The 19,763-nt window shown below is 73.7% G+C and carries 14 protein-coding genes; 8 read left to right on the forward strand and 6 right to left on the reverse strand.

What is annotated here, in order from left to right; all coding sequences use genetic code 11:
- The first annotated feature begins 113 nt into the window (after nt 1–113).
- Entirely contained in the window at nt 114–2,303 is a 2,190-nt protein-coding gene (locus tag OUQ99_RS25895; RefSeq protein WP_267946391.1) for an elongation factor G-like protein EF-G2, read from the forward strand.
- A gap of 115 nt (nt 2,304–2,418) precedes the next feature.
- On the opposite strand, the gene OUQ99_RS25900 is transcribed toward OUQ99_RS25895, so the two are convergent.
- Together OUQ99_RS25900 and OUQ99_RS25905 are read right to left on the reverse strand one after the other, a co-directional pair.
- Complete coding sequence (locus tag OUQ99_RS25900) at nt 2,419–3,222, reverse strand: M48 family metallopeptidase (RefSeq protein WP_267946392.1); 804 nt, start codon at nt 3,220–3,222, stop codon at nt 2,419–2,421.
- A 6-nt stretch (nt 3,223–3,228) separates the two neighbouring features.
- On the reverse strand, nt 3,229–5,124 hold the full coding sequence (locus OUQ99_RS25905; RefSeq protein WP_267946393.1) for an amidohydrolase: 1,896 nt from the start codon (nt 5,122–5,124) through the stop codon (nt 3,229–3,231).
- 449 nt (nt 5,125–5,573) lie between these two features.
- Here OUQ99_RS25905 and OUQ99_RS25910 point away from each other — a divergent pair, with 449 nt between their 5' ends.
- Nucleotides 5,574–6,725 (forward strand): acyltransferase family protein, encoded by a 1,152-nt coding sequence (locus OUQ99_RS25910; RefSeq protein ID WP_267950501.1) that lies wholly within the window; start codon nt 5,574–5,576, stop codon nt 6,723–6,725.
- A gap of 184 nt (nt 6,726–6,909) precedes the next feature.
- Here the strand turns inward: OUQ99_RS25910 and OUQ99_RS25915 are convergent, their stop codons facing one another.
- The gene (locus OUQ99_RS25915; RefSeq protein ID WP_267946394.1) at nt 6,910–7,854 is read right to left on the reverse strand and encodes a CDP-alcohol phosphatidyltransferase family protein; all 945 of its coding nucleotides are present in this window, start codon (nt 7,852–7,854) and stop codon (nt 6,910–6,912) included.
- A 240-nt stretch (nt 7,855–8,094) separates the two neighbouring features.
- On the opposite strand from OUQ99_RS25915, the gene OUQ99_RS25920 reads away from it, so the two are divergent.
- Nucleotides 8,095–9,534, forward strand: a complete 1,440-nt coding sequence (locus OUQ99_RS25920; protein WP_267946395.1) for a GuaB1 family IMP dehydrogenase-related protein — start codon at nt 8,095–8,097, stop codon at nt 9,532–9,534.
- Nucleotides 9,535–9,653: 119 nt separating this feature from the next.
- Here OUQ99_RS25920 and OUQ99_RS25925 read toward each other — a convergent pair whose 3' ends face one another.
- Together OUQ99_RS25925 and OUQ99_RS25930 are read right to left on the reverse strand one after the other, a co-directional pair.
- Nucleotides 9,654–10,418, reverse strand: a complete 765-nt coding sequence (locus OUQ99_RS25925) for an endonuclease V (protein WP_267950502.1) — start codon at nt 10,416–10,418, stop codon at nt 9,654–9,656.
- A 94-nt stretch (nt 10,419–10,512) separates the two neighbouring features.
- Nucleotides 10,513–11,322, reverse strand: a complete 810-nt coding sequence (locus tag OUQ99_RS25930) for a M23 family metallopeptidase (protein ID WP_267946396.1) — start codon at nt 11,320–11,322, stop codon at nt 10,513–10,515.
- A 229-nt stretch (nt 11,323–11,551) separates the two neighbouring features.
- On the opposite strand from OUQ99_RS25930, the gene OUQ99_RS25935 reads away from it, so the two are divergent.
- From OUQ99_RS25935 to OUQ99_RS25950, 4 genes are read left to right on the forward strand one after another with little or no spacing between them, the layout of a single operon-like run.
- On the forward strand, nt 11,552–12,334 hold the full coding sequence (locus tag OUQ99_RS25935) for an ATP-binding cassette domain-containing protein (RefSeq protein WP_267946397.1): 783 nt from the start codon (nt 11,552–11,554) through the stop codon (nt 12,332–12,334).
- Between the two features lie 16 nt (nt 12,335–12,350).
- Nucleotides 12,351–14,432 carry a YhgE/Pip domain-containing protein gene (locus tag OUQ99_RS25940; protein WP_267946398.1) on the forward strand — a complete coding sequence of 694 codons (2,082 nt, stop codon included), beginning with the start codon at nt 12,351–12,353 and terminating at the stop codon, nt 14,430–14,432.
- Between the two features lie 47 nt (nt 14,433–14,479).
- The gene (locus tag OUQ99_RS25945; RefSeq protein ID WP_378552991.1) at nt 14,480–15,112 is read left to right on the forward strand and encodes a TetR/AcrR family transcriptional regulator; all 633 of its coding nucleotides are present in this window, start codon (nt 14,480–14,482) and stop codon (nt 15,110–15,112) included.
- A 12-nt stretch (nt 15,113–15,124) separates the two neighbouring features.
- Nucleotides 15,125–15,520, forward strand: a complete 396-nt coding sequence (locus OUQ99_RS25950; RefSeq protein WP_267946400.1) for a DUF3592 domain-containing protein — start codon at nt 15,125–15,127, stop codon at nt 15,518–15,520.
- Here the strand turns inward: OUQ99_RS25950 and OUQ99_RS25955 are convergent.
- Nucleotides 15,517–16,638, reverse strand: a complete 1,122-nt coding sequence (locus OUQ99_RS25955; protein ID WP_267946401.1) for an antibiotic resistance protein VanZ — start codon at nt 16,636–16,638, stop codon at nt 15,517–15,519. The two genes, OUQ99_RS25950 and OUQ99_RS25955, sit on opposite strands and share 4 nt — an antisense overlap.
- A 615-nt stretch (nt 16,639–17,253) precedes the next feature.
- Here OUQ99_RS25955 and OUQ99_RS25960 point away from each other — a divergent pair.
- Nucleotides 17,254–19,761 carry a nitrate- and nitrite sensing domain-containing protein gene (locus tag OUQ99_RS25960; protein WP_431061447.1) on the forward strand — a complete coding sequence of 836 codons (2,508 nt, stop codon included), beginning with the start codon at nt 17,254–17,256 and terminating at the stop codon, nt 19,759–19,761.
- Nucleotides 19,762–19,763 lie beyond the last annotated feature (2 nt).

Raw genomic sequence — 19,763 nt, forward strand, 5'->3', positions numbered from 1 at the left:
CCGTTGAGCCCGGGAAGAGTGACGGTAGAAGTGTCACAGGTCACCTTGCGGACGGTGACGTCCGGCCCGCCGTGACCACCGCCCCACGGATCCCGAAGGGCTGGGCAGCAGGGATGGCAGACCGAGCCGTACACGTGCCGGAGGCCGACAGGCCCCAGGACATCCGCAACATCGCGCTGGTCGGTCCGCCCGGCGCCGGGAAGACGAGCCTGGTCGAGGCGCTGCTCGTCGCCGCGGGGGAGATCGGCCGCCCCGGCAGCGTGGAGGAGGGGACGACGGCGAGCGACCACGACGGCGTCGAGGTCCGCCAGAAGAGGTCGGTCCACCTGACGCTCAACCCGGTGACGGTCGACGGGGTCAAGGTGAACCTGCTGGACACCCCCGGGTACGCGGACTTCATCGGGGCGATGCGCGCGGGGCTGCGCGGCGCGGACGCCGCCCTGTTCGTCGTCTCCGCCCTGGACGGCGTGGACGGCCGCACGCGCGTGCTCTGGGAGGAGTGCGCCGCGATCGGCATGCCCCGGGCCGTGGCCGTCACCAGGATCGACCACCCCCGCGCGGACTACGACGACGTGGTCGCCCGGTGCCGGGAGTCCTTCGGCCCCGGCGTCCGCCCCGCCTACCTCCCGGCCTACGAGGGGAGCGGGGACGACCGCCGCGTGGTCGGCCTCTGGGGGCTCGTCTCCGAGCGCTACCACGACTGCCAGGGCTCCCCTGCGGGAAGCGGGACCGGTGGCGGGACGGCGCCGTCCCCCGCCCCGCGCCCGGTCCCGGACCGGGTCCGGGAGGCCGCGGGACCGCTCCGGGAGGCCCTGGTCGAGGAGGTGATCACCGGGAGCGGGGACGAGGTCCTCATGGACCGCTACGTGGAGGGCGGCGAACTCGACCCGGACCTGCTCGTCGCGGACCTCCAGAAGGCCGTCGCCGCGGGCGGCCTCCACCCTGTCATCGCCGTCAGCACCACCACGGGCGTGGGCGTGCGGGAGCTGCTGCACGAGCTGCCGCTGTCGTGCCCGGACCCCACGCGGCGCCCGTTCCCTTCGGTCGCGACCCCGGAGGGCAGGCCGGTGCCCGGGCTGTCCTGCGACCCCGGCGGCCCGCTCGTCGCGGAGGTCCTCAGCACGGCGGCCGACCCGTACGTGGGCAGGGTGAGCCTGGTACGCGTGTTCTCGGGGACGCTGACCCCGGACTCCGCCGTCCACCTGCACGGCCACGGGGTCCCCTGCGGGCTCACGGGCACGGTCGAGCTGGACCGGGTCGGCAACGACGAGCGCGCGGGCGCCCTGGCGGTCCCGCTGGGGCGGGGGAGCCGACCCGTCGGACGGGCCGTCGCCGGGGACCTGTGCCTGGTGGCGAGGCTTCCGGACGCACGCACCGGCGACACGCTCTCCGATCCCGGCCGCCCGCTGCGGGTGTCGCCGTGGCGGTTCCCGCAGCCGCTGCTGCCGGTGTCGCTGGCCGCCGCGTCCTCCGCCGACGAGGACAAGCTCTCGCAGGCGGTGGCGCGGCTGGTGGCGGAGGACCCGTCGCTGCGGGTCGAGGTGAACCCGGAGACCCGCCAGATGGTGCTGTGGAGCCTGGGCGAGGCGCACCTCGACGCCGCCCTCGACCGGTTGGAGCACCGGCACGGGGTGCGGGTGGAGACCGGTGGGGTGAGGGTCCCGCTGCGGGAGACCTTCGCGGTCCCGGCCCAGGGGCTGGGCCGCAACGTGAAGCAGAGCGGCGGGCACGGGGAGTTCGGCGTCTGCCGGATCCGGGTGGAGCCGCTGGCCCCGGGTTCGGGCCTGGAGTTCGTGGACGAGACCGTCGGCGGCGTGGTGCCCCGGCAGTTCGTGCCGTCGGTGGAGAAGGGCGTCCGCGCCCAGATGGCGGACGGCGTGGAATCCGGGTATCCGCTGGTGGACATCCGGGTGACGCTGTACGACGGCAAGGCGCACCCGGTGGACTCCTCGGACGCGGCCTTCCAGAAGGCGGGGCGCCTGGCGCTCAGGGACGCCGCCGCGGCCGGCGGGCTGGCGGTGCTGGAGCCCGTGTCCGATGTGGCGGTGGAGGTGGACGACTCCTACCTGGGCCCGGTCCTGAGCGACCTGTCGGCCCGGCGGGGCAGGGTGGTCGGCACCGGGACGGCGTCGGGCGGCAGGGCGGTGGTGCGGGCGGAGGTCCCGGAGCTGGAGATCACCCGGTACGCGGTGGAGCTGAGGTCGGTCTCGCACGGCACCGGGGTGTTCACCCGGGAGTACCTGCGCCACGAGCCGCTGCCGCCGCAGGCGGCGGCGAGGCTGTCCCGGGCCGGCCGGGGCTGACGCGCGGCGGCCCCTCCCCGGGGGCGGACGGGCGCCCGCGCCGCCGCACGCGGCCGGACCGCCTCCCCGCCGGGCGGGCCCGGACGCCCCTCGGGGCCGGGGAACGGCACGGCGCCTAGAAGACGCGCCCCGGGCGGCTGCGGTCGGCCAGCGCCGCGAACCGGAACGTGTTCACCGGGTGGCTGGACAGGAGGTTGACCAGGAGCACGAAGAACCCCGTGTCGGTCCGCGCCCGCGCGGCGATGTCGTCGAAGTCCACCGACGGGTACAGGTACTTGCCCACCGCGAGGGCCCTCAGCCCCTGCATGCCCTCGGGGCAGAACGCGTAGGCGTGGTTGTCCGCCGTGTACTCCTGGGCGCGTCCCAGGGAGCTGCCGACGCCGGGGATCACGTTCGCCACCGAGACGCCGAAGTGCCGCCAGAACGACGTGTGGCCCGCCGCGATGTGCCCCACCTCGTGCCCGATCACGAACCGCAGGGCGTCGGGGTCGGCGAGGCGTCCGCCCACCTCGAACAGGTCGCTGTTGATCGCCACGTAGCGGCGGAACCCGTGCCCGGAGGCGTAGGCGTTGATCACGCCGTTGCCGAGCACGACGTACGCCTCGGGCGCCTGCGGCATGCGGAACGCGGCGGCGGCCTCGACGACCATCCGGTACGCCTCGGGGAACTGGTCCTCGGTGATGCGGACCCCGTTGACCCTCTGCCTGGCGTACAGCTGCCCGCGCACGAAGTACACGAGCGCGGGCAGGCTGAGCAGGAGCAGCGGTTCGTTCGGGTCGCCGGAGTAGGCGCGGCTGACCGCGCCCACCACGGCGAACACGGTCACCGCGACGCAGGCCACGAGGACGGGGATCTCCCGGGGGTGGCGCAGGGACCCGCGCAGGCGGCGGTCGGCCCACCGCCAGGGGCCGTGCCCCATCCGCCGTCAGAGACGGTACTCGGCGTCGGGCAGGTCGTCGTCGGGCCCGTGGGGCGGCGGAGCGTGGTGGGCGCTGCCCCGGGGCGGCGGACCGCCGTAGGACGGTCCCGCGGGAGGTCCCTGGGGCGGGCCCTGCGGGACGCCGTCGTCGTCGAGGATCGAGGCCATGTCCGTCGACAGGGTGGACTCCTCGGCCTTGTCGCTGCGCCACTCGTCGCGCAGCTCGTCGTCCTGCGCCCCCATCACGGCGTCCATGTCGGCGTCGTAGGTGGACTTGGCCGGGTCCTGCGCGGGGTCGGGCCAGGAGGAGGCCAGGAACGCGCTGTCGTAGGCGTCGTTGGGCTCGGGCGGCCCCGCCTGGGCCGGGCGGCCCCCGGGGGCGGGCAGGCCCTGCGGCGGACCGAACGGGTCGGACAGGGGGTCGGAGAGCGGGGCCGCCGGCTGCGGGGCGGTCTCGCCCCGGGCGGGGGCGCCGCCGAACGGGTCGACCGGGTCTCCGGCGACCGCGCGCGGCTCGTGGACCGCGTCGGGGGCCGGCCCCGGGAAGGCCGCGCCGGCCGGGGCCGAGGAGGCCCCGCCCCGCGCCCCGTCGGCGCCCAGGTAGGACAGGGCGGCGACGGTGATCGCCGCGAGCCCCGCGCGCAGGGTGGGTTCGCGCGCGGGCGCGAAGAACGGCGAGTGGTTGCTGGGGACGTTGCCCATCTTCTCGTACGGGGTGTCGCCGGGCGCCGCCTCCCACACGTCGTGGGGCGTGGCGCCGACGAACCAGAACACGTACGGGATGGGCTGGGGGTCGCCGGGGAGGCCGAAGTAGTTGAAGTCCTCCGTGCCGGGCGAGGGGTCCGGCAGGTGGATCACGTAGTCCTCGCCGAAGTAGGCGTGGTGGGCCGCGGCCACCTCCGCCGAGCAGGTGGCGTCGTTGCGGGTGACGCCGCAGGAGACGAACATCTCGATGTCGGGCTCGCGGGCGGCCCCGGACGCCGCGGCCTCGGCGCGCACGATCCGCTCGATGGCGGACTCCAGCTGGTCCGCGACGTTGTCGTTGAGGGCCCGGGTGTTGATCTCCAGGTAGGCCTCGTCGGGGATGATGTTGGCCTTCGTCCCGGCCTGGATCCTGCCGACGGTCAGGACCGCCATCTCGCTCGGGCTGATCTCCCGGGAGACCACGCCCTGGAGGCGGGTGACGATGTTCGCGGCGATGACCACCGGGTCGACGGTGGTGTGCGGCTGGGAGGCGTGGCCGCCCTCGCCGTGCACGCGCACCCGGTAGGCGCGCGAGGCGCCCAGGATGATCCCGGCGCGGTGGGAGATGAGTCCGGCGGGCTGCGGGCCGAGGTGCTGGCCGAGGATGACGTCGGGGCGGCCGAAGCGGTCGTAGAGGCCGTCGGCGAGCATCGCCTGGGCGCCGTCGAGGGTCTCCTCGGCGGGCTGGGCGACGATCATGACGGTGCCGGCCCACTCGTCGCGGGTCTCGGAGAGGAGGTCGGCCGCTCCCACGAGGCAGGCGGTGTGGGCGTCGTGTCCGCAGGCGTGCATGACGGGGACCTCGACGCCGTCCTCGTCGGGGGCGCGGGTCGTGCTCGCGTACGGGAGGCCGGTCTTCTCCTCCAGGGGGAGCGCGTCCATGTCGGCGCGGAGCATCACCGTGGGTCCGGGGCCGTTGCGGAGAATGCCCACGACACCGGTGCCGCCGATCCCCTTGTGGACCTCGTACCCGGTCCGGGTGAGCCACTCGGCGACGCCGCTGGCGGTCCGCTGCTCGGCGTGGGAGAGTTCCGGGTTCTTGTGCAGATCGACGTAGAACCCCTCCACGAGCGGGAAGAGCTCGTCGAGGAGTCGCATGACCACGCTCCCGTGCTGGGCTGCACGGTCGGGGTCCACCGCGTGCGGCACGGTTTCCACCGCCTTCTTCCGTATCTCGACTGGACGGGCACTGCCTGACGGCTCAGCCTAGCGGCGCGGTCGTCACGGCCACACACCGACACGTTCACCCAGCGTCCGCCACGGTCCCGCAGATGGGTTAGGGTCTGCACACGGAAAGCCATCCCCGCCCGAGCCGGTCACATTACGTGTGTCCCGCTCGTCCCGTCCTCACCGTGCGTACGGAAGGACCCGGGGAACTTTCCACAGATTTGGGAGAACCGCTGGCGTACCTTGCAACATCACAGTAAGGTAACGCAGCACATGCTGATTCATCCGACCTTCCGGTGCCTCCCCTCGCGCGCCAAGCGGCACCCTCTCATCCGAGCCCCGGCCCCCGAGGCCGGCCCAGACCCCTTCCACGGGGTCCGTCGGACCACGAACCCGCCCGAGAAAACAGTGATCTACGGAGTCCACTCGTGGCCTCATCCATGACCAGTCCGGCCTCCCGCCCTCCGGAACCCGGGCAGGGCGCGACCACCGGGGGTCCCGCCCCCGAGACCGTCCAGGCACCGGGGCGCGACGCCCGGCTGGACAACGCCAAGTTCATCCTCATCGCGCTGGTCGTCGTCGGCCACGCGATCGAGCCCCTGAGGGACCACGGGCCCACGGGCGCCCTGTACTACTGGATCTACTTCTTCCACATGCCCGCGTTCATCATGATCAGCGGGTACCTGTCGCGGTCCTTCGACGCCTCGTCGAACCGCGTGGAGAAGCTGGTCCTGACGGTGGCCGTCCCGTACCTCATCTTCTGGACGATCCACCAGACCATCTACTTCTTCGAGCGCGGCGGCCTTCCCGACGCGGCCTCGGTGCTCAAGCCGACCTGGACCCTGTGGTTCCTGGTCGCGCTCTTCCTCTGGCGCCTGAGCGTGCCGGTCTGGAAGCAGCTGCGCTGGCCCGTGCTCATCGCCGTGGTCGTCTCGATGTTCGGCGCCACCGCGAGCCTGGGCGAGACGCTCTCCATGGGCCGCGTCGTCAGCTTCCTCCCCTTCTTCGTGCTGGGGCTGAGCCTGCGGCGCGAGCACTTCGCCCTCCTGGACCGGCTGTGGGTGCGGATCCTGTCCGTGTTCGTGCTCGGCATGACGGCCGTGCTGGCCGTGCCCATCTCCGACCGGCTGAGCCGCGACTGGCTCTTCTGGAAGGACAGCCTCACCGACCGGGACATCGACCCGCTCCTGCCCAGCTTCGGGATCCGGCTCGCCTTCATGGGCCTGGCCCTGCTGATGACCGTCGCGGTGCTGGCGCTCACGCCCAAGCAGCGCACCTGGTTCACCTCCCTGGGCGCGTACACCCTCTACATCTACCTCGGCCACTCGGTGGTCCTGCTCCTGCTCAAGGCCTCGCCCTGGTACGACGTGGTGGGCGGGCCGACGGGCACGGCGATCACCGCCGCGGGTGCGGCGGCCCTGACACTGCTGCTGTGCACCCCGTGGGTGCGCAAGTGCATGCAGTGGGCGGTCGAACCCCAGCTGACGTGGTTCCTGCGCAAGGACTCCACGCTCCGCCCGGAGAACCGCGAGCGCGCGCGCAAGGACGGCGGCCCGGGCGACCCGAAGAAGAAGGAGACCGCCGGGGTCTGAGGCGGGCCCCGCCGGCCCGACAGGACGGCGTCCGGGCCGCCGCGGAGCGGGATCGCGGAGGCCGGGCCGTCCGTCGGTTGCCATGGGGCGCGAGGGGAACACGGGGACACAGGGAATCGGATACGGGGAAGGGGCGGTGCGCTTTCGCGCACCGCCCCTTCTTCGTCCTCGGAACCGGCCGGGTTCAGCTCCCGCCGGAGGCCGTCTCCGCGGGGGCCGCCGCGACGGCGCCGGAGGCGAGCAGCTGGCGGCGGCGGGCCTCGAACCTGCGCGTGTCCTTCCACAGCCGCAGGACCAGGACGACCTCGAAGAGGGCGAGCGCCAGGACGGAGAACACCGCGGTCGGGATGATCAGGCTGTTCAGCGGCGTGAACAGGGCGACCACGACGGTCATCGGGGCCACCACGCACAGGAACATCTCGAACTCGATGCCGCTGAACAGGTGGGGCCGCACCCTGTTCCGGAGCAGGAAGTCGCGCACACGCGGGTAGAAGCCGGTCGGGGCCGGGGCGTCCGGGCGCGCGGGGGCGTCCGCCATCTCGTCGTCCTCCGGGTCCCCGTCGCCCAGGCCCGCCGCGGGCTGTCCCGGCCGCGTCTCGCCCGAGAGCTCCGCGATGGTCTGGTGCATGGCCCGGCGGGTCTTGGCGACCTGGGAGCCGTTGAGGTAGCGCAGCAGGTCGAAGAAGACCACGACCGGCGCGACGATCAGGTAGGCGGCGTTCCCGGTGACCGCCCACTGGGTGACGAGGAGCGCCATGACGCAGCCGAAGAACCGGATGCGGTCGAACACGAAGTCGACCCAGCTGCCGAAGACCGAGCCGTTGCCCTTGAGGCGGGCGATCTTGCCGTCCATGCAGTCCAGCACGAAGCTGAGGTGGAACAGCAGCCCGCCCAGCACCAGCCAGCCCCAACCGGTCCCCTCGACGAAGGCCGGGGCGACGAAGCAGAGGGCGGAGAGCAGACCGAGGACGCCGGCGCCCAGCGTCAGCTGGTTGGGGGTGATGCCGGTGCGGTTCGCGGTCCAGACCACGAGACGCCCTGCGAGGGGATCGACCAGGAAGACCGTCCACCAGGCGTCCTTCGCCTTGTAGGTCTCTTCCTTGACTTGCGCGAACGTGAAACGCGGCATGCGGGCTCTCCAGGAGGGCACACTCCCCCCGGAGCCCCGGCCGCTCCACCGTTCAACGAAGCGCTGACCAGGGCAGGGGAGAGGGCTGTATCGGCGGGAATCGAGTCATCATGCCAGATCGAGGGTCGTCCGACCTAATCGGTGACGGCATACTTGACTGGTAAGAGGGGGATCAACAGGCGGCCGTGTGCGGGAGCAGCGGATGGTCCACCCCCTTCGGTCTCGACCGAGGTAGAGGCATTGCGTTTTCTCAACGACCAGGTCCCGCAGCAGGACCTGACCTACAGCGACGTGTTCATGGTCCCGAACCGGAGCGCGGTGGGCTCCCGGCTCAGCGTGGACCTGTCGTCCCCGGACGGCACCGGCACCACCATCCCCCTGGTCGTGGCGAACATGACGGCGGTCGCCGGGCGCCGCATGGCCGAGACCGTCGCCCGGCGCGGCGGCATCGCGGTCATCCCGCAGGACATTCCCATCGAGGTGGTGTCCGACGTCGTCTCCTGGACCAAGCAGCGGCACCTGGTGCACGACACCGCCATCACCCTCAACCCGACCAGCACCGTCGGCGAGGCCCTCAACCTGCTGCCCAAGCGGGCGCACAACGCCGTGATCGTGATCGACGGGGCCCGCCGCCCCGTCGGCGTGGTGACCGAGGCCGACTGCGCGGGCGTGGACCGCTTCGCGCAGCTGCGCGACGTGATGTCCGCGGAGCTGCTGACCATCCCCGCGGACACCGAGCCGCAGGAGGCCTTCGGGAGGCTGCACGACTTCCGCCACCGGCTCGCGCCGGTCGTGGACGGGGAGGGCGCCCTGGTCGGCGTGCTCACGCGAACGGGCGCGCTGCGCTCCACCCTGTACACGCCCGCCGTGGACGCGGGGGGCCGCCTGCGCGTGGCCGCCGCCGTCGGCATCAACGGGGACGTGGCGGGCAAGGCCGCCGACCTGCTGGCGGCCGGCGCCGACACCCTGGTCATCGACACCGCGCACGGCCACCAGGAGAAGATGCTCTCCGCCATCGCCACGGTCCGCGCCCTCGCGCCGAAGGTGCCGATCGTGGCCGGCAACATCGTCACCGCCCGGGGCACCCGCGACCTCATCGAGGCGGGCGCCGACATCGTCAAGGTCGGCGTGGGCCCGGGCGCGATGTGCACCACCCGCATGATGACGGCCGTCGGCCGGCCCCAGTTCTCCGCCGTCCTGGAGTGCGCCGAGGCCGCGGCCGACCTGGGCAAGCACGTGTGGGCGGACGGCGGCGTGCGCCACCCGCGCGACGTGGCCCTCGCCCTGGCCGCGGGCGCGTCCAACGTGATGGTGGGCTCCTGGTTCGCCGGGACCTACGAGTCCCCGGGCGACGTGATGCGCGACGCCGAGGGCAGGCAGTACAAGGAGAGCTTCGGCATGGCGTCGGCCCGCGCGGTCCGCCTGCGCACCGCCGACGACTCCCCGTTCGAGCGGGCGCGCAAGGCCCTGTTCGAGGAGGGGATCTCCACGGGCCGCATGTACCTGGACCCGGAGCGGCCCAGCGTGGAGGACCTGATCGACCAGATCATCGCGGGCGTGCGCAGCTCGATGACGTACGCGGGGGCCACGTCGCTGGCGGAGTTCCGCGAGCGGGCCGTGGTGGGCGTGCAGAGCGCCGCCGGGTACAACGAGGGGCGCCCGGTTCCCACCAGCTGGTAGCCCGGACGCCCGGGGGCGCGCGGACGCACGCCCCACGGGCGGGGCGGTCCGCACCGCCGTTCCGACGGCCCGCGCGAGCCTCCGTCCGCGTCCCCTCGCGGGGGCGCCCCCGGCGCGGCCTACCCCTTGGCGGCGAGGACCGCCTTGCGGTGCTCGCCGCACAGCCGGTCGGCGTGCCTGACCGGCTCGGGGACGCGGTACTTCGGCGACAGGCGCAGCACCAGCTCGGCCGAGCCCTCCAGGTCCACGCGGTGCCCCACGGACACGTAGACGGGCTTGACGCCGGCGCGGGTGCGCAGGACGCGCCCGATCACCTCCGCGCCCTCCCGGGCCAGCGCGGGCGAGTCGGGGACCACCTCGGAGCGTCCCGCCACCATGGGCGTCCACGACCCGCGCTCGTTCCCCGGCACGGAGTGCTTGCCGTACAGCACGGACTTGGCCGACCCGACCACCGGCAGGTCCAGCAGGACCCCCAGGTGGGAGGCGATCCCGAAGCGGCGCGGATGCGCCATCCCGAACCCGTCGCACAGGTACACGTCGGGGGTCGTCCGCAGCGCGCCCAGGGCCTCCAGGACGGGCGGCAGCTCGCGGAAGCCGAACAGCCCGGAGATGTAGGGGAACGTGGGCTCGGAGGAGATCGCGACGGACTCCACGACCTCCAGGGTCTGCACGTCCAGGATCACGGCCGCCGCCGACAGCGCGGAGTTGTCCGTGGCGTAGCTGACGTCCAGCCCGGCCACCAGCCGCACCGCGTCCACGTCCAGCGGCTCGACGCGCACGCGGTCCGCCAGCACGCGTTGGCGCGCGACGGCCTCCTTGGGGTCGTCTGGCCAGTTCTCGGGGTCGTCCAGCACCCGCGCGACCCGTTCGGCGATCTCCGACACCGTGTTCCCCCGTTCTCGCGGTTCCGATCGGTCCACCCGTCCAACCGTACGCGCACCGGGGTGCGGGCGCGCGCCGGGACGGCACGGCCCCGGCTCAGTCCCGGGGCGGCCCGGGGGCCTCGAAACGCTCGCCGTTCGCGGGGACGCCGACCCCCCGCCAGGTGAAGGGAACGCCCCGGGCGCGGTTCGGGTCGGCCCGGTCCATCAGCTGGAAGTGCAGGTGCGGCTCGGTGGTGTTGCCGGAGTTGCCGCACAGGGCGAGCGTCCGGCCCGCCCGGACGCGGTCGCCCTCGCGCACCCTGAGCGAACCGCGCTGCACGTGGGCGTAGAGGGCGAAGACGCCGCCCCCCAGGTCGAGCACCACGTGGTTGCCGATCACGGGTCCCGCCCCGCCGAGGCTGCGCACCGTCCCCTCGGCGAACAGGTAGGCGAGCGCCGGGTAGGAGTTGCGGCTCAGGTGGTCGCGACGGCGGTCGCAGGCGCGGACGACCACGGCGTCCGCCACGGTCAGCAGGGGTTCCCCGAAGGCCGGGAAGTCCCGGTTCCCCCGGACCGGGGGCCACCAGCCGAAGGCCGGGCGCTCCTCGGAGTCCTTCAGGACGTCGATCGCGTACTCCTGGCCGTAGGCGCGGGTGCCGTGGCTGGGGACGCGGTCCGCCGGGCTGTTCAGGGCGGTCCAGGCCCCGGCGACCGGCGGCGCCACCTCGACCGCGCGCGGGGGCGGCCCCCCGCGCGCCAGGCGGCCGAACAGCAGGTTCAGCGCCGCGAGCACTCCGAAAGCCGCCAGGGCGGCCACGTTCCACCACCCGGAGAGGTCGAGGAGCTCCCGGGCCAGGACCACCCCCAGCAGCGCCGCACCGCTCCACAGGAACAGGAGCGAGCACACTCCGGCCGCCGTCCGCATGGCATCCCTCCTCCGGGCGGCACGGGACCGCCCCTCGTTTTTCCATAGTTTACGTACATACGGAATTACACACAAACTCGCCTCCAACCCCGTGCGAAGCGGCCGCCGGGCGCGTCGCGCTGTGCGACACCCCACAGCGGCGGATGCTCGGACAGGGACCCCGGGCGCAGTAGCGTGGAGCCGCTGGTTTTGCACTGACTGGTCAGTTTAAAAAGTGGGGAGCGCAGATATGCGTCGGGCCACCGGAGCGCGCGTCCAGGCCGAGGGCGTCACGCTCGCCACACGCGAGGGCCCCGTCTACACCGGGGTCGGCTTCGTCGCCCGGCCCGGCACGCTCACGGTCTTCCAGGCCGACTCGGGCGGCGGTCGCAGCGCGCTGCTCCTGACCCTGACCGGCAGGATGAGGCCGTCGGAGGGAACCGTGTACGTGGACGGCCACGAGCTGCCCCGCCGGGCCCGCCGGGTCCGCCGGATCAGCTCGCTCGGACTGATGGAGGACGTCAACGCCCTCGACGACCGCCTCCGGGTGCGCGAACACCTCTCGGAGGGCCTGCTCCTGCGGATGCGGCCCGCCGCGAGGGGGCTGGCCGACGAGGCCATGGAGGCCGCCGACCTCGGGGAGCTGGACCGCCGCACCATGGTCAAGGACCTGTCCATGCTCGAACGGCGCCGCCTGGGCGTCGCCCTGGCCCTCCTCGCCGAGCCCCGGCTCCTGGCCGTGGACGACGTGGACGGCGGCCTGAACGGCGAGCACCAGGCCGCCATGTGGCGCACCCTCGAACGCCTCGCCGGGGAAGGGCCCACGGTGATCGCCACCTGCGCCGACGCCGACGCGCTGGACCGGGTCGCCGGACCGGACACCCAGGGCCCCGTCCCGATCCGGCAGGACCCCGCGCACGGGCCGGACGACCCGGCGGAGCACGAGGGCGGCGCGGACACCGGCCCCGCCCGGGCGCGCATCGACGACCTCCTCGACCGCGGGAAGGACGGTGACGGCAGTGAACAGGCATAAGAGGGGCAGACCGCGCATGCGGCCCTTCGCCGTGCCCCGGCTCGGGCTGCTCACCGTGCGCTCCTTCCTGCGCTCCCCGCTGCCCGCGGCCGCGCTGGCGGCGCTCGTGCTCATCCCGCTGCTCTACTCCGGCATGTACCTGTGGTCCTTCTGGGACCCGTTCGGCAGGATGCAGCACCTGCCGGTGGCGCTCGTCAACGAGGACCGGCCCGTGGAGGTGGACGGCCGGGAGATGGACGCCGGCGGCGAGCTCACCGACACGCTCCTGGAGCGCGGGGACCTCGACTGGCGCCCGGTCGGCGCGGAGGAGGCCGCGCGCGGGGTCGCCGACGGGGACTACTACGTCTCCCTCACCATCCCCTCGCACTTCAGCGAGGACCTGTCCTCGCCCTCCCGGGACCGGGAGGCGCCGGTCCAGGCCATGCTGGAGGCGCACTACAACGACTCCAACAGCTTCATCGTGCGCCAGTTGGCGGGGAGCGCGTTCAAGGAGGTCCGCGACGCCGCCGCGGCGTCGGCGATCAGCGACTACCTCGACGAGATCTTCGTGGGGTTCAACGAGATCCACGGCAGGACCGAGGAGGCGGCCGAGGGCGCCGACGAGCTGTCCGGCGGCGCGGACAGCGCCGAGGAGGGGGCCGGTGAGCTGTCGACGGGCGTGGACGACGCCCACACCGGGGCCGGATCGCTGAGCAGCGGCCTGGACGAGCTGTACACGGGCTCCCGGTCCCTGGCCGCGGGCGCCGGCACCGCGTCCGAGGAGGTCTCCACCCAGGTGGAGAAGCTGGACGGGCTGGCCGACGAATGGCTTCCCCAGCTGGAGGAGGACATCCCCGCGATCCAGGAGCGCGCCGACACCGCCGCCGAGGTCACCGGCGCCCTGTCCACGGCCCTGGAGGAGCTGCCCGAGGAGATCGACACCGCCGGGCTCTCCGAGGTCGACGCCCGGCTGGCCGCCTTCCTCCGGGAGAACCCCGGCCTGGAGACCGAGAACCCGGATCTGTACACGCTGCTGCGCGACCTCCAGGGGGCCATGGACACCGCCCTGTCCGTCGCCGGGTACGTCGACGGGAACAGGGACGACATCGGGTCGGCCGCCGAGGAGGCCGCCGCCCTCAGCGAGCGCGCGGCCGCGCTCTCCGAGGACCTTCCCGACATGGTGGACCGGGCGGAGGAGGCCCGAGACAAGGTCGACGAGCTCGACGAGGGGCTGGCCGAACTCGCCGAGGGCTCCGCGGCCCTGCGGGACGGGCTGGCGGACGCCTCCGAGGGCGCCTCGGAGCTGGATTCCGGCCTGGGCCTGCTCAGCGGCGGCGCGGGCGACCTCCACGAGGGGCTGGGCCAGCTGGCGTCGGGGTCCGGAGAACTCGCCGAGGGGCTCGACGAGGGCGCAGGGGAGATCCCCACCTACTCCGACCGGGGCCGGTCCGACGCGTCCGCCGTGATGAGCGAGCCGATCCGGCTGGACAGCGAGATCTCCAACGAGGCCCCGAACTACGGGACGGGGTTCGCCCCGTTCTTCGTCCCGCTGTCCCTGTGGGTGGGGGCGATGGTGGTGTTCATGGTGCTGCCCGCGCTGTCCTCGCGGGCCCTGGCGTCCTCGGCCCCGTCGTGGCGGGTCGCCCTGGCGGGCCGGGTCGTCCCGCTGCTGCTCGGCGTGGGCCAGGTGGCGGTCACCCTGGGCGCGCTGCACCTGTTCCTGGGGCTGGAGGCCCGGAACTGGCCCCTGCTCGTCGCGTTCCTGGTGCTGACCTCGGTCGCGTTCACCGCCGTCGTGCAGTACCTCAACGTGCGGTTCGGGGCCGCGGGAAGGGTCGTCGCCCTCGCCCTCCTGGTGCTCCAGCTGACGTCGGCGGGCGGCACGTACCCGATCGAGACCAGCCCGGCGTTCTTCCAGGCCGTCGGCCCCTACCTGCCGCTGCACTGGGGCGTGACGGCGATGCGCGTCCTGCTCGGGGGCGGGGACCCGGACCTCGTGTGGAGTGCCTTCGGGGTGATGGGCCTGTGGCTGGTGGTACCGCTGCTCCTCACGTGGCTGGCAGTGGAGCGCAAGCGGGTGTGGACGATGTCCTCCCTCTACCCCGCGCTGAAGCTGTGACGGCCCGCCGTGGCGCGACCGGCGCCGACAGCGGCAGAATGGACCGGATGAGCACGAGCACCGAACGGCCGAGGAGCGGTCGCCGAGAGGCGACCCGGCACCGCCTGTTCGAGGCGGCCGTGGGCCTGATATCCGAACAGGGCTACGGCGCCACGACCGTGGACGAGATCGCCGAGCGCGCGGGGGTCGCCAAGGGCACCGTCTACTACAACTTCGGCGGGAAGAGCGAGCTGTACACGGCGCTGATGGAGTGGGGGGTGTCCCGGCTCGCCGACACGCTGAAGGACGCGGCGCCCCCCTCCGCCCCGCCCGCCGAGGCGCTCACCGCGGTCCTGCGCGCGGGGGTGGTGTTCATCGGCGAGCACGAGGCGCTCGCCCGGCTCCTGATGGCCGAGGCCTGGCGGACCAACCAGGCCTGGTACGCCACCGTCCGCCAGATCCGCACCGAGGCGATCGGGGTCATCTCCGGCCAGCTGGAACGGCTGGCCGCGGAGGGGGCCCTTCGACAGGGGGTGGACACGGGGCTCGCGGGATCCGCCCTGTTCGGCATGGTGGTCACCGTGGCCCTGGACTGGCGTACCCTCCAACCGGAAAGGCCGGTCGAGGAGATCCACGCGACCCTGGCCCACATGACCGACGGCCTGGTCGGCGCATCGTCGTCCGCACCGGAGCACGCCTGAGAGGACGCCCCCGTGGCCGACCTGTACCCCCTGCTCCCCTTCCTGGCCGGGGCCGTGATCCTCTGGATCGTCGCCCGGGACACGCGCCTCGAACTGCGGCTCGTCCGCCACGGCATGCGCGCCAAGGGCCGGGTGATCGGCTACAACGAGACCTCGACCGCCTCGCGCATGATCGTGCAGTTCCGTACCGAGGACGGGCAGGAGGTGCACGCCGAGCACGAGAACACCGGGTGGACGGCCTCCCGCGCCGGGGAGATCGTGACGGTGGCCTACGACCCGGACGAGCCCGCCAGGGCGCGCATCGTGTCCGCGCCGTGGCTGAGCCACTGGGTGCGGGGGCTGTTCGGCGGGCTGGGCGCGATCCTGATGCTCACCGGCCTCCTCCTGGGCTACCTCGCCTGGCGCTAGACCGGCTCCCGCGGGGGCCGGGCGGGGCCGGCGGAGGCTCCGGCCCGGGCCTGCGCCCGGGGCTCGGAGTAGCGGACCAGCTGTGAGGGCAGCCCGCCGTCGAGGCTGGAACGGGTGCGCACGCGCACCCCGCACACCAGGTCGGCCAGGCCCGCCCGGTCGGGCCGGACCAGGGCGGTGCACGCGTGCAGCGCGGCCACGGCGAGAGCGGCCCAGGGCAGGCCCAGGGCGACGAGCACGGCGACCGGGGCCTGGAGCAGGAGGGTGCGCAGGAGGACCCGCCACCGGGACGCGGGGCGGGGGCTCCCCCGTTCCCCGAGGGCCAGCCCGACGGCGGCCGGGCCCGGCGTGGCGCGGTCGCTCCGCAGCTGGGGCAGGAGGACGGCGCACACGAGGGCCAGGCCCAGGAGCGCGACCTCCCCGGTCCGCCCCCCGGCGAGGGGGAGCACGACGCCGTAGGCGTGCAGCAGTGCGGTCACGGCCGACGCCCCGAACCACCACAGGCCGAGGTCGATCAGGGCCCCCGTCATGCGCCGGTCGAGTGCGGGGTCGACGCGGTCGGGCACCGCGGCGGGCCATCCCCGGGCGGGGCCGCCTGGCCACAGGGGCAGGAGCCGGCGGGCGGCCGTCCATCCGGCCAGGGTCCCCACGACGCCCAGGGCGACCAGCAGGGCCGAGGCGGGCGCATAGGCGCACGGGTACAGGCCGAGCACGCCGGTCGCGCGCACCGCGGCGACGGAGGCGGCGAGCGCCGCCCCGATCACGAGGGTCTCCACCGCTCCCCGGCGGAAGCGGTGGCGGGCCAGGAGGCCGACCGCCGTGAAGAGTCCGAGGGCGAGGGCGGCGTCCCACGCCGTGTGCGGCGGGCCGCTGCCCGCGGAGCCGTTCCCGGTGCACAGGCCGTCGGCGGACGCGGGCAGGGGCCAGACCGCGTAGGCCGCGAGGGCGACCCCCGTGACCAGGGCGGCCGTCGTGAGGCGGCCCGGCAGCCCGTGCGGCCGCCCGTAGCGCCGGTGCTGCCCGCGCAGGTACAGCGCGGCGCCGGCGACCACCAGCAGCGGCACGACGGCGAGCGCCACCTCGACGGCGGCCTGTCCCCCGCCGAACGGTCGACCCATGGTGCTTCCCCCCGTGCTCCGGCGGGCGCGGTGTCCCGGCGCCCCGCTCCCCCGTCCGCGCGGCCGTTCCCGCCCCGGGGACGCAACGCTAGTACGCTCTGTCGTCGGGCGGGGACCGAACCTCCGACTTCGTCCGCCGTTCCGCCCGGCTCCCGGGGCGCCTCCACCGCTCCGGCCCGGGAGGCCCGGGAACGTCACGCGAAGCAGGGTGGCCGCGCACTCTCCGCCATATGTGACGTTTGTCCCATTGTCACCATTTATTCACAGCAGGCAACACGAGCACCTCCGGCCGGAGGGTGGACATTCTCGGCCTTCATGGCAGACTGCCTTCACCAACCCGGATATTTCGGCGCTTCACGTGCGAGATACGATCCCCAACGCCGAAAAGCCGCGTTTGTGGTTACCCTGCGGTACGTCCCGCGTCCAGGGCCCCGACGGACGCCGCCCGCGGGGCAGGAGGCCGCGCGCACGCGGGCCGCGAGGTGCCGCCCCGGCGGAACCCGGCCCCCCGGGGCCCCGCACCGCAACCCCAGACCGAAGACGCGGATCGACAGGAGAACCGTGCAGGCAGTACCGAAGCGACGCGGACGGACGATCACCGCCCGTATTCGCGCAATGGTCATGATCCCCACCACCGCGCTCTTCGCGCTCTGGCTGATCCTCACCATCGCCCTGACCGGCGACGCCGTCGTCCAGCTGATCCGCGCCCGGGCCACCGAGGACCTGGTGACCCCCGCCGCGGTCGGCCTCGTGGACGTGATGCAGGAGCGGTCCCAGTCGATCGCCTACATCGAGAACCCCGGGGACGAGCAGCTGACGGGCGACCTCGCCGAGGCCCGCGAACGCACCGACGGCACCATGGGCGTGGTCATCGGGGAGCTGATCGGCTTCGCCGACCTCGCCCCCGGCGAGGGCGGCCACCACATCCGCATGCTGCACGAGCAGTACGAGGAGATCGGCGCGCTCCGCGAGGCGATCGACTCCGGGGACGCCTCGCGCCAGGACGTCCTCGACTACTACAACGAACTCGTCCTGCACGGCGCCGACAGCTTCGACAGCCAGGCCCGCAGGGGGATGGCGGGCGACTCGACCAGCCCCTCCTTCACGGCCGTGTACATGTTCCGGACCGTCGACGTCTTCGCGCGGTCCGACGCCCAGATCGCCCGCGCCTTCGCCTCCGACGAGCTGACCGCGGACGACCAGCGCGAGTTCACCGAGCTGGTCGGCGCCTACCGGAACCTCCTCGAGGGCAACGGCCACTACCTGGAGGGCGAGGGCCAGGAGGAGCGTCTGCGGGCCGTGCTGGAGGGCCCCGAGTACGCGCGGCTCCTGGAGATGCAGCAGGAGATCATCGACCGCCGGATCTCGACGGAGACGGTCACCGACCCGGTCACCCTGGTGCCCGGCGAGGTCGAGGACCTCGCCATGCCCGTGGACCAGGACGCGTGGCGGGCCGACTACGACCACGTCCTGGCCGAGCTCACCGCGCTGGGCGCCGACGAGGCCATGCACGCGGCCTCCCTCACCCGGGAGTCCGCCAACCAGGCCGTCCTCCTGGCCGTCGGGGGCAGCCTCGGCGTCGCCGCCGTCATCCTGGGCGCCTTCCTGCTGGCCCGCCGCTCCTCGCGCGTCCTCACCGAGCGCCTGCTGCGCCTGCGCGACGACTCCAACGACCTCGTCGAGAACCGGCTCCCCGACCTCATGCGCCGCCTGCACGACGGCGAGCGCGTGGACACCGACACCTCCTTGGCCGACCTCCGCACCACCGACGACGAGATCGGCGACGTCGCCCGGGCGTTCAACGCCGCCCAGCGCGCCGCCATCGACGAGGCGGTGCAGCAGACCGAGCTGCGCCAGGGCGTCAACCGCGTCTTCCTCAACATCGCGCACCGCAGCCAGACGCTGGTCCACCGCCAGCTCCGCCTGCTGGACAAGATGGAGCGCGAGCAGGAGGACCCGGACCAGCTGGCCCAGCTGTTCAAGCTCGACCACCTGGCCACCCGGTCGCGCCGCAACGCGGAGAACCTGCTCATCCTCGGCGGCGAGGCCCCGGGCCGTACATGGCACCGGCCGATGCCGCTGATCGACGTGCTGCGCGGCGCCATCTCCGAGTCCGGCGACTACACGCGCGTCAAGCGCGACCGGATCGCCCGCGTCCACCTCAACGGGCCGGCCGTCGCCGACGTCATCCACCTGGTCGCGGAGCTGGTCGACAACGCCGCCATGTTCTCGCCGCCGCACACGCAGGTGCGCCTGAGCAGCGACGACGTGCCCAACGGGGTGACGATCGAGATCGAGGACCGGGGCCTCGGCATGACCGAGAGCGAGTTCGCCTCCGCGAACGCGCTCCTGGCCAGCCCGCCCGAGTTCGACGTGATGCGCCTGAACGAGAAGATGCGCCTCGGCCTCTTCGTCGTCTCGCACCTGGCCCACCGCCACGGCATCAAGGTGCACCTGCGCCCGTCGCCGTACGGGGGCGTGCAGGCGATCGTCCTGCTCCCGCACGAGCTGATCTCCGGAGACCGCACCCCGCTGCCCTCCTCCGAGTCCTCCGGCGAGGACATCTGGGAGGTGCGGGAGATCATCGACCGCGTCCCCGGCGAGCTGGAGTCCGCTCCCGTGGGCGCCAAGCCGGTCCTGACCTCGGTCTCCTCCACGGGCGAGGACGCCGCGACGGACCGCGGGGACGGCCCGGACGACGGCGGCCCCGCGGACGGCGGCATGCCCGACGACCTCCTGGGCCCCGACGGCGGGGACGCCCTCCTCACCGCCCCGCCCGCCGACGACCGCCCGGCCCTCCCGACCCGCAGGAAGAACATCAGCGCGGTCCCCGCCCCCGGCGCCGCCCCCGCCGACGCCCCGGAGACCGCCGTCGAGGCCGGCGGAGGACGGCCCCCGCTGCCCAAGCGGCGCCCCCAGGAGAACCTGGCACCGCAGCTGGCGACCGACCCCGGGACCGACATCCGGACCGGGCCCGCCTCCGGCGCCTCCCCCGGTGAGGCCCCCGACAGCGGGGAGCGACTGGCGCGTCTGCGCCGGAACATGTCCGCGTTCCAGAAGGGGACGGACCGCGGACGGCGCGATGGCAAGCAGCAGACCAACGACACCGACAAGGACGCCTAACC

The organism is Streptomonospora nanhaiensis (genome assembly GCF_026642255.1).
GTDB classification, from domain to species: domain Bacteria; phylum Actinomycetota; class Actinomycetes; order Streptosporangiales; family Streptosporangiaceae; genus Nocardiopsis; species Nocardiopsis tropica.

What these genes read in the sequence shown, in the direction of transcription:
- OUQ99_RS25895 (WP_267946391.1), top strand. Translation starts at nt 114, where the DNA reads ATGGCAGACCGAGCCGTACACGTGCCGGAGGCCGACAGGCCCCAGGAC.
- OUQ99_RS25960 (WP_431061447.1), top strand. Translation starts at nt 17,254, where the DNA reads ATGGTCATGATCCCCACCACCGCGCTCTTCGCGCTCTGGCTGATCCTC.
- OUQ99_RS25910 (WP_267950501.1), top strand. Translation starts at nt 5,574, where the DNA reads ATGACCAGTCCGGCCTCCCGCCCTCCGGAACCCGGGCAGGGCGCGACC.
- OUQ99_RS25935 (WP_267946397.1), top strand. Translation starts at nt 11,552, where the DNA reads ATGCGTCGGGCCACCGGAGCGCGCGTCCAGGCCGAGGGCGTCACGCTC.
- OUQ99_RS25915 (WP_267946394.1), bottom strand. Translation starts at nt 7,854, where the DNA reads ATGCCGCGTTTCACGTTCGCGCAAGTCAAGGAAGAGACCTACAAGGCG.
- OUQ99_RS25930 (WP_267946396.1), bottom strand. Translation starts at nt 11,322, where the DNA reads ATGCGGACGGCGGCCGGAGTGTGCTCGCTCCTGTTCCTGTGGAGCGGT.
- OUQ99_RS25945 (WP_378552991.1), top strand. Translation starts at nt 14,480, where the DNA reads ATGAGCACGAGCACCGAACGGCCGAGGAGCGGTCGCCGAGAGGCGACC.
- OUQ99_RS25955 (WP_267946401.1), bottom strand. Translation starts at nt 16,638, where the DNA reads ATGGGTCGACCGTTCGGCGGGGGACAGGCCGCCGTCGAGGTGGCGCTC.
- OUQ99_RS25900 (WP_267946392.1), bottom strand. Translation starts at nt 3,222, where the DNA reads ATGGGGCACGGCCCCTGGCGGTGGGCCGACCGCCGCCTGCGCGGGTCC.
- OUQ99_RS25940 (WP_267946398.1), top strand. Translation starts at nt 12,351, where the DNA reads ATGCGGCCCTTCGCCGTGCCCCGGCTCGGGCTGCTCACCGTGCGCTCC.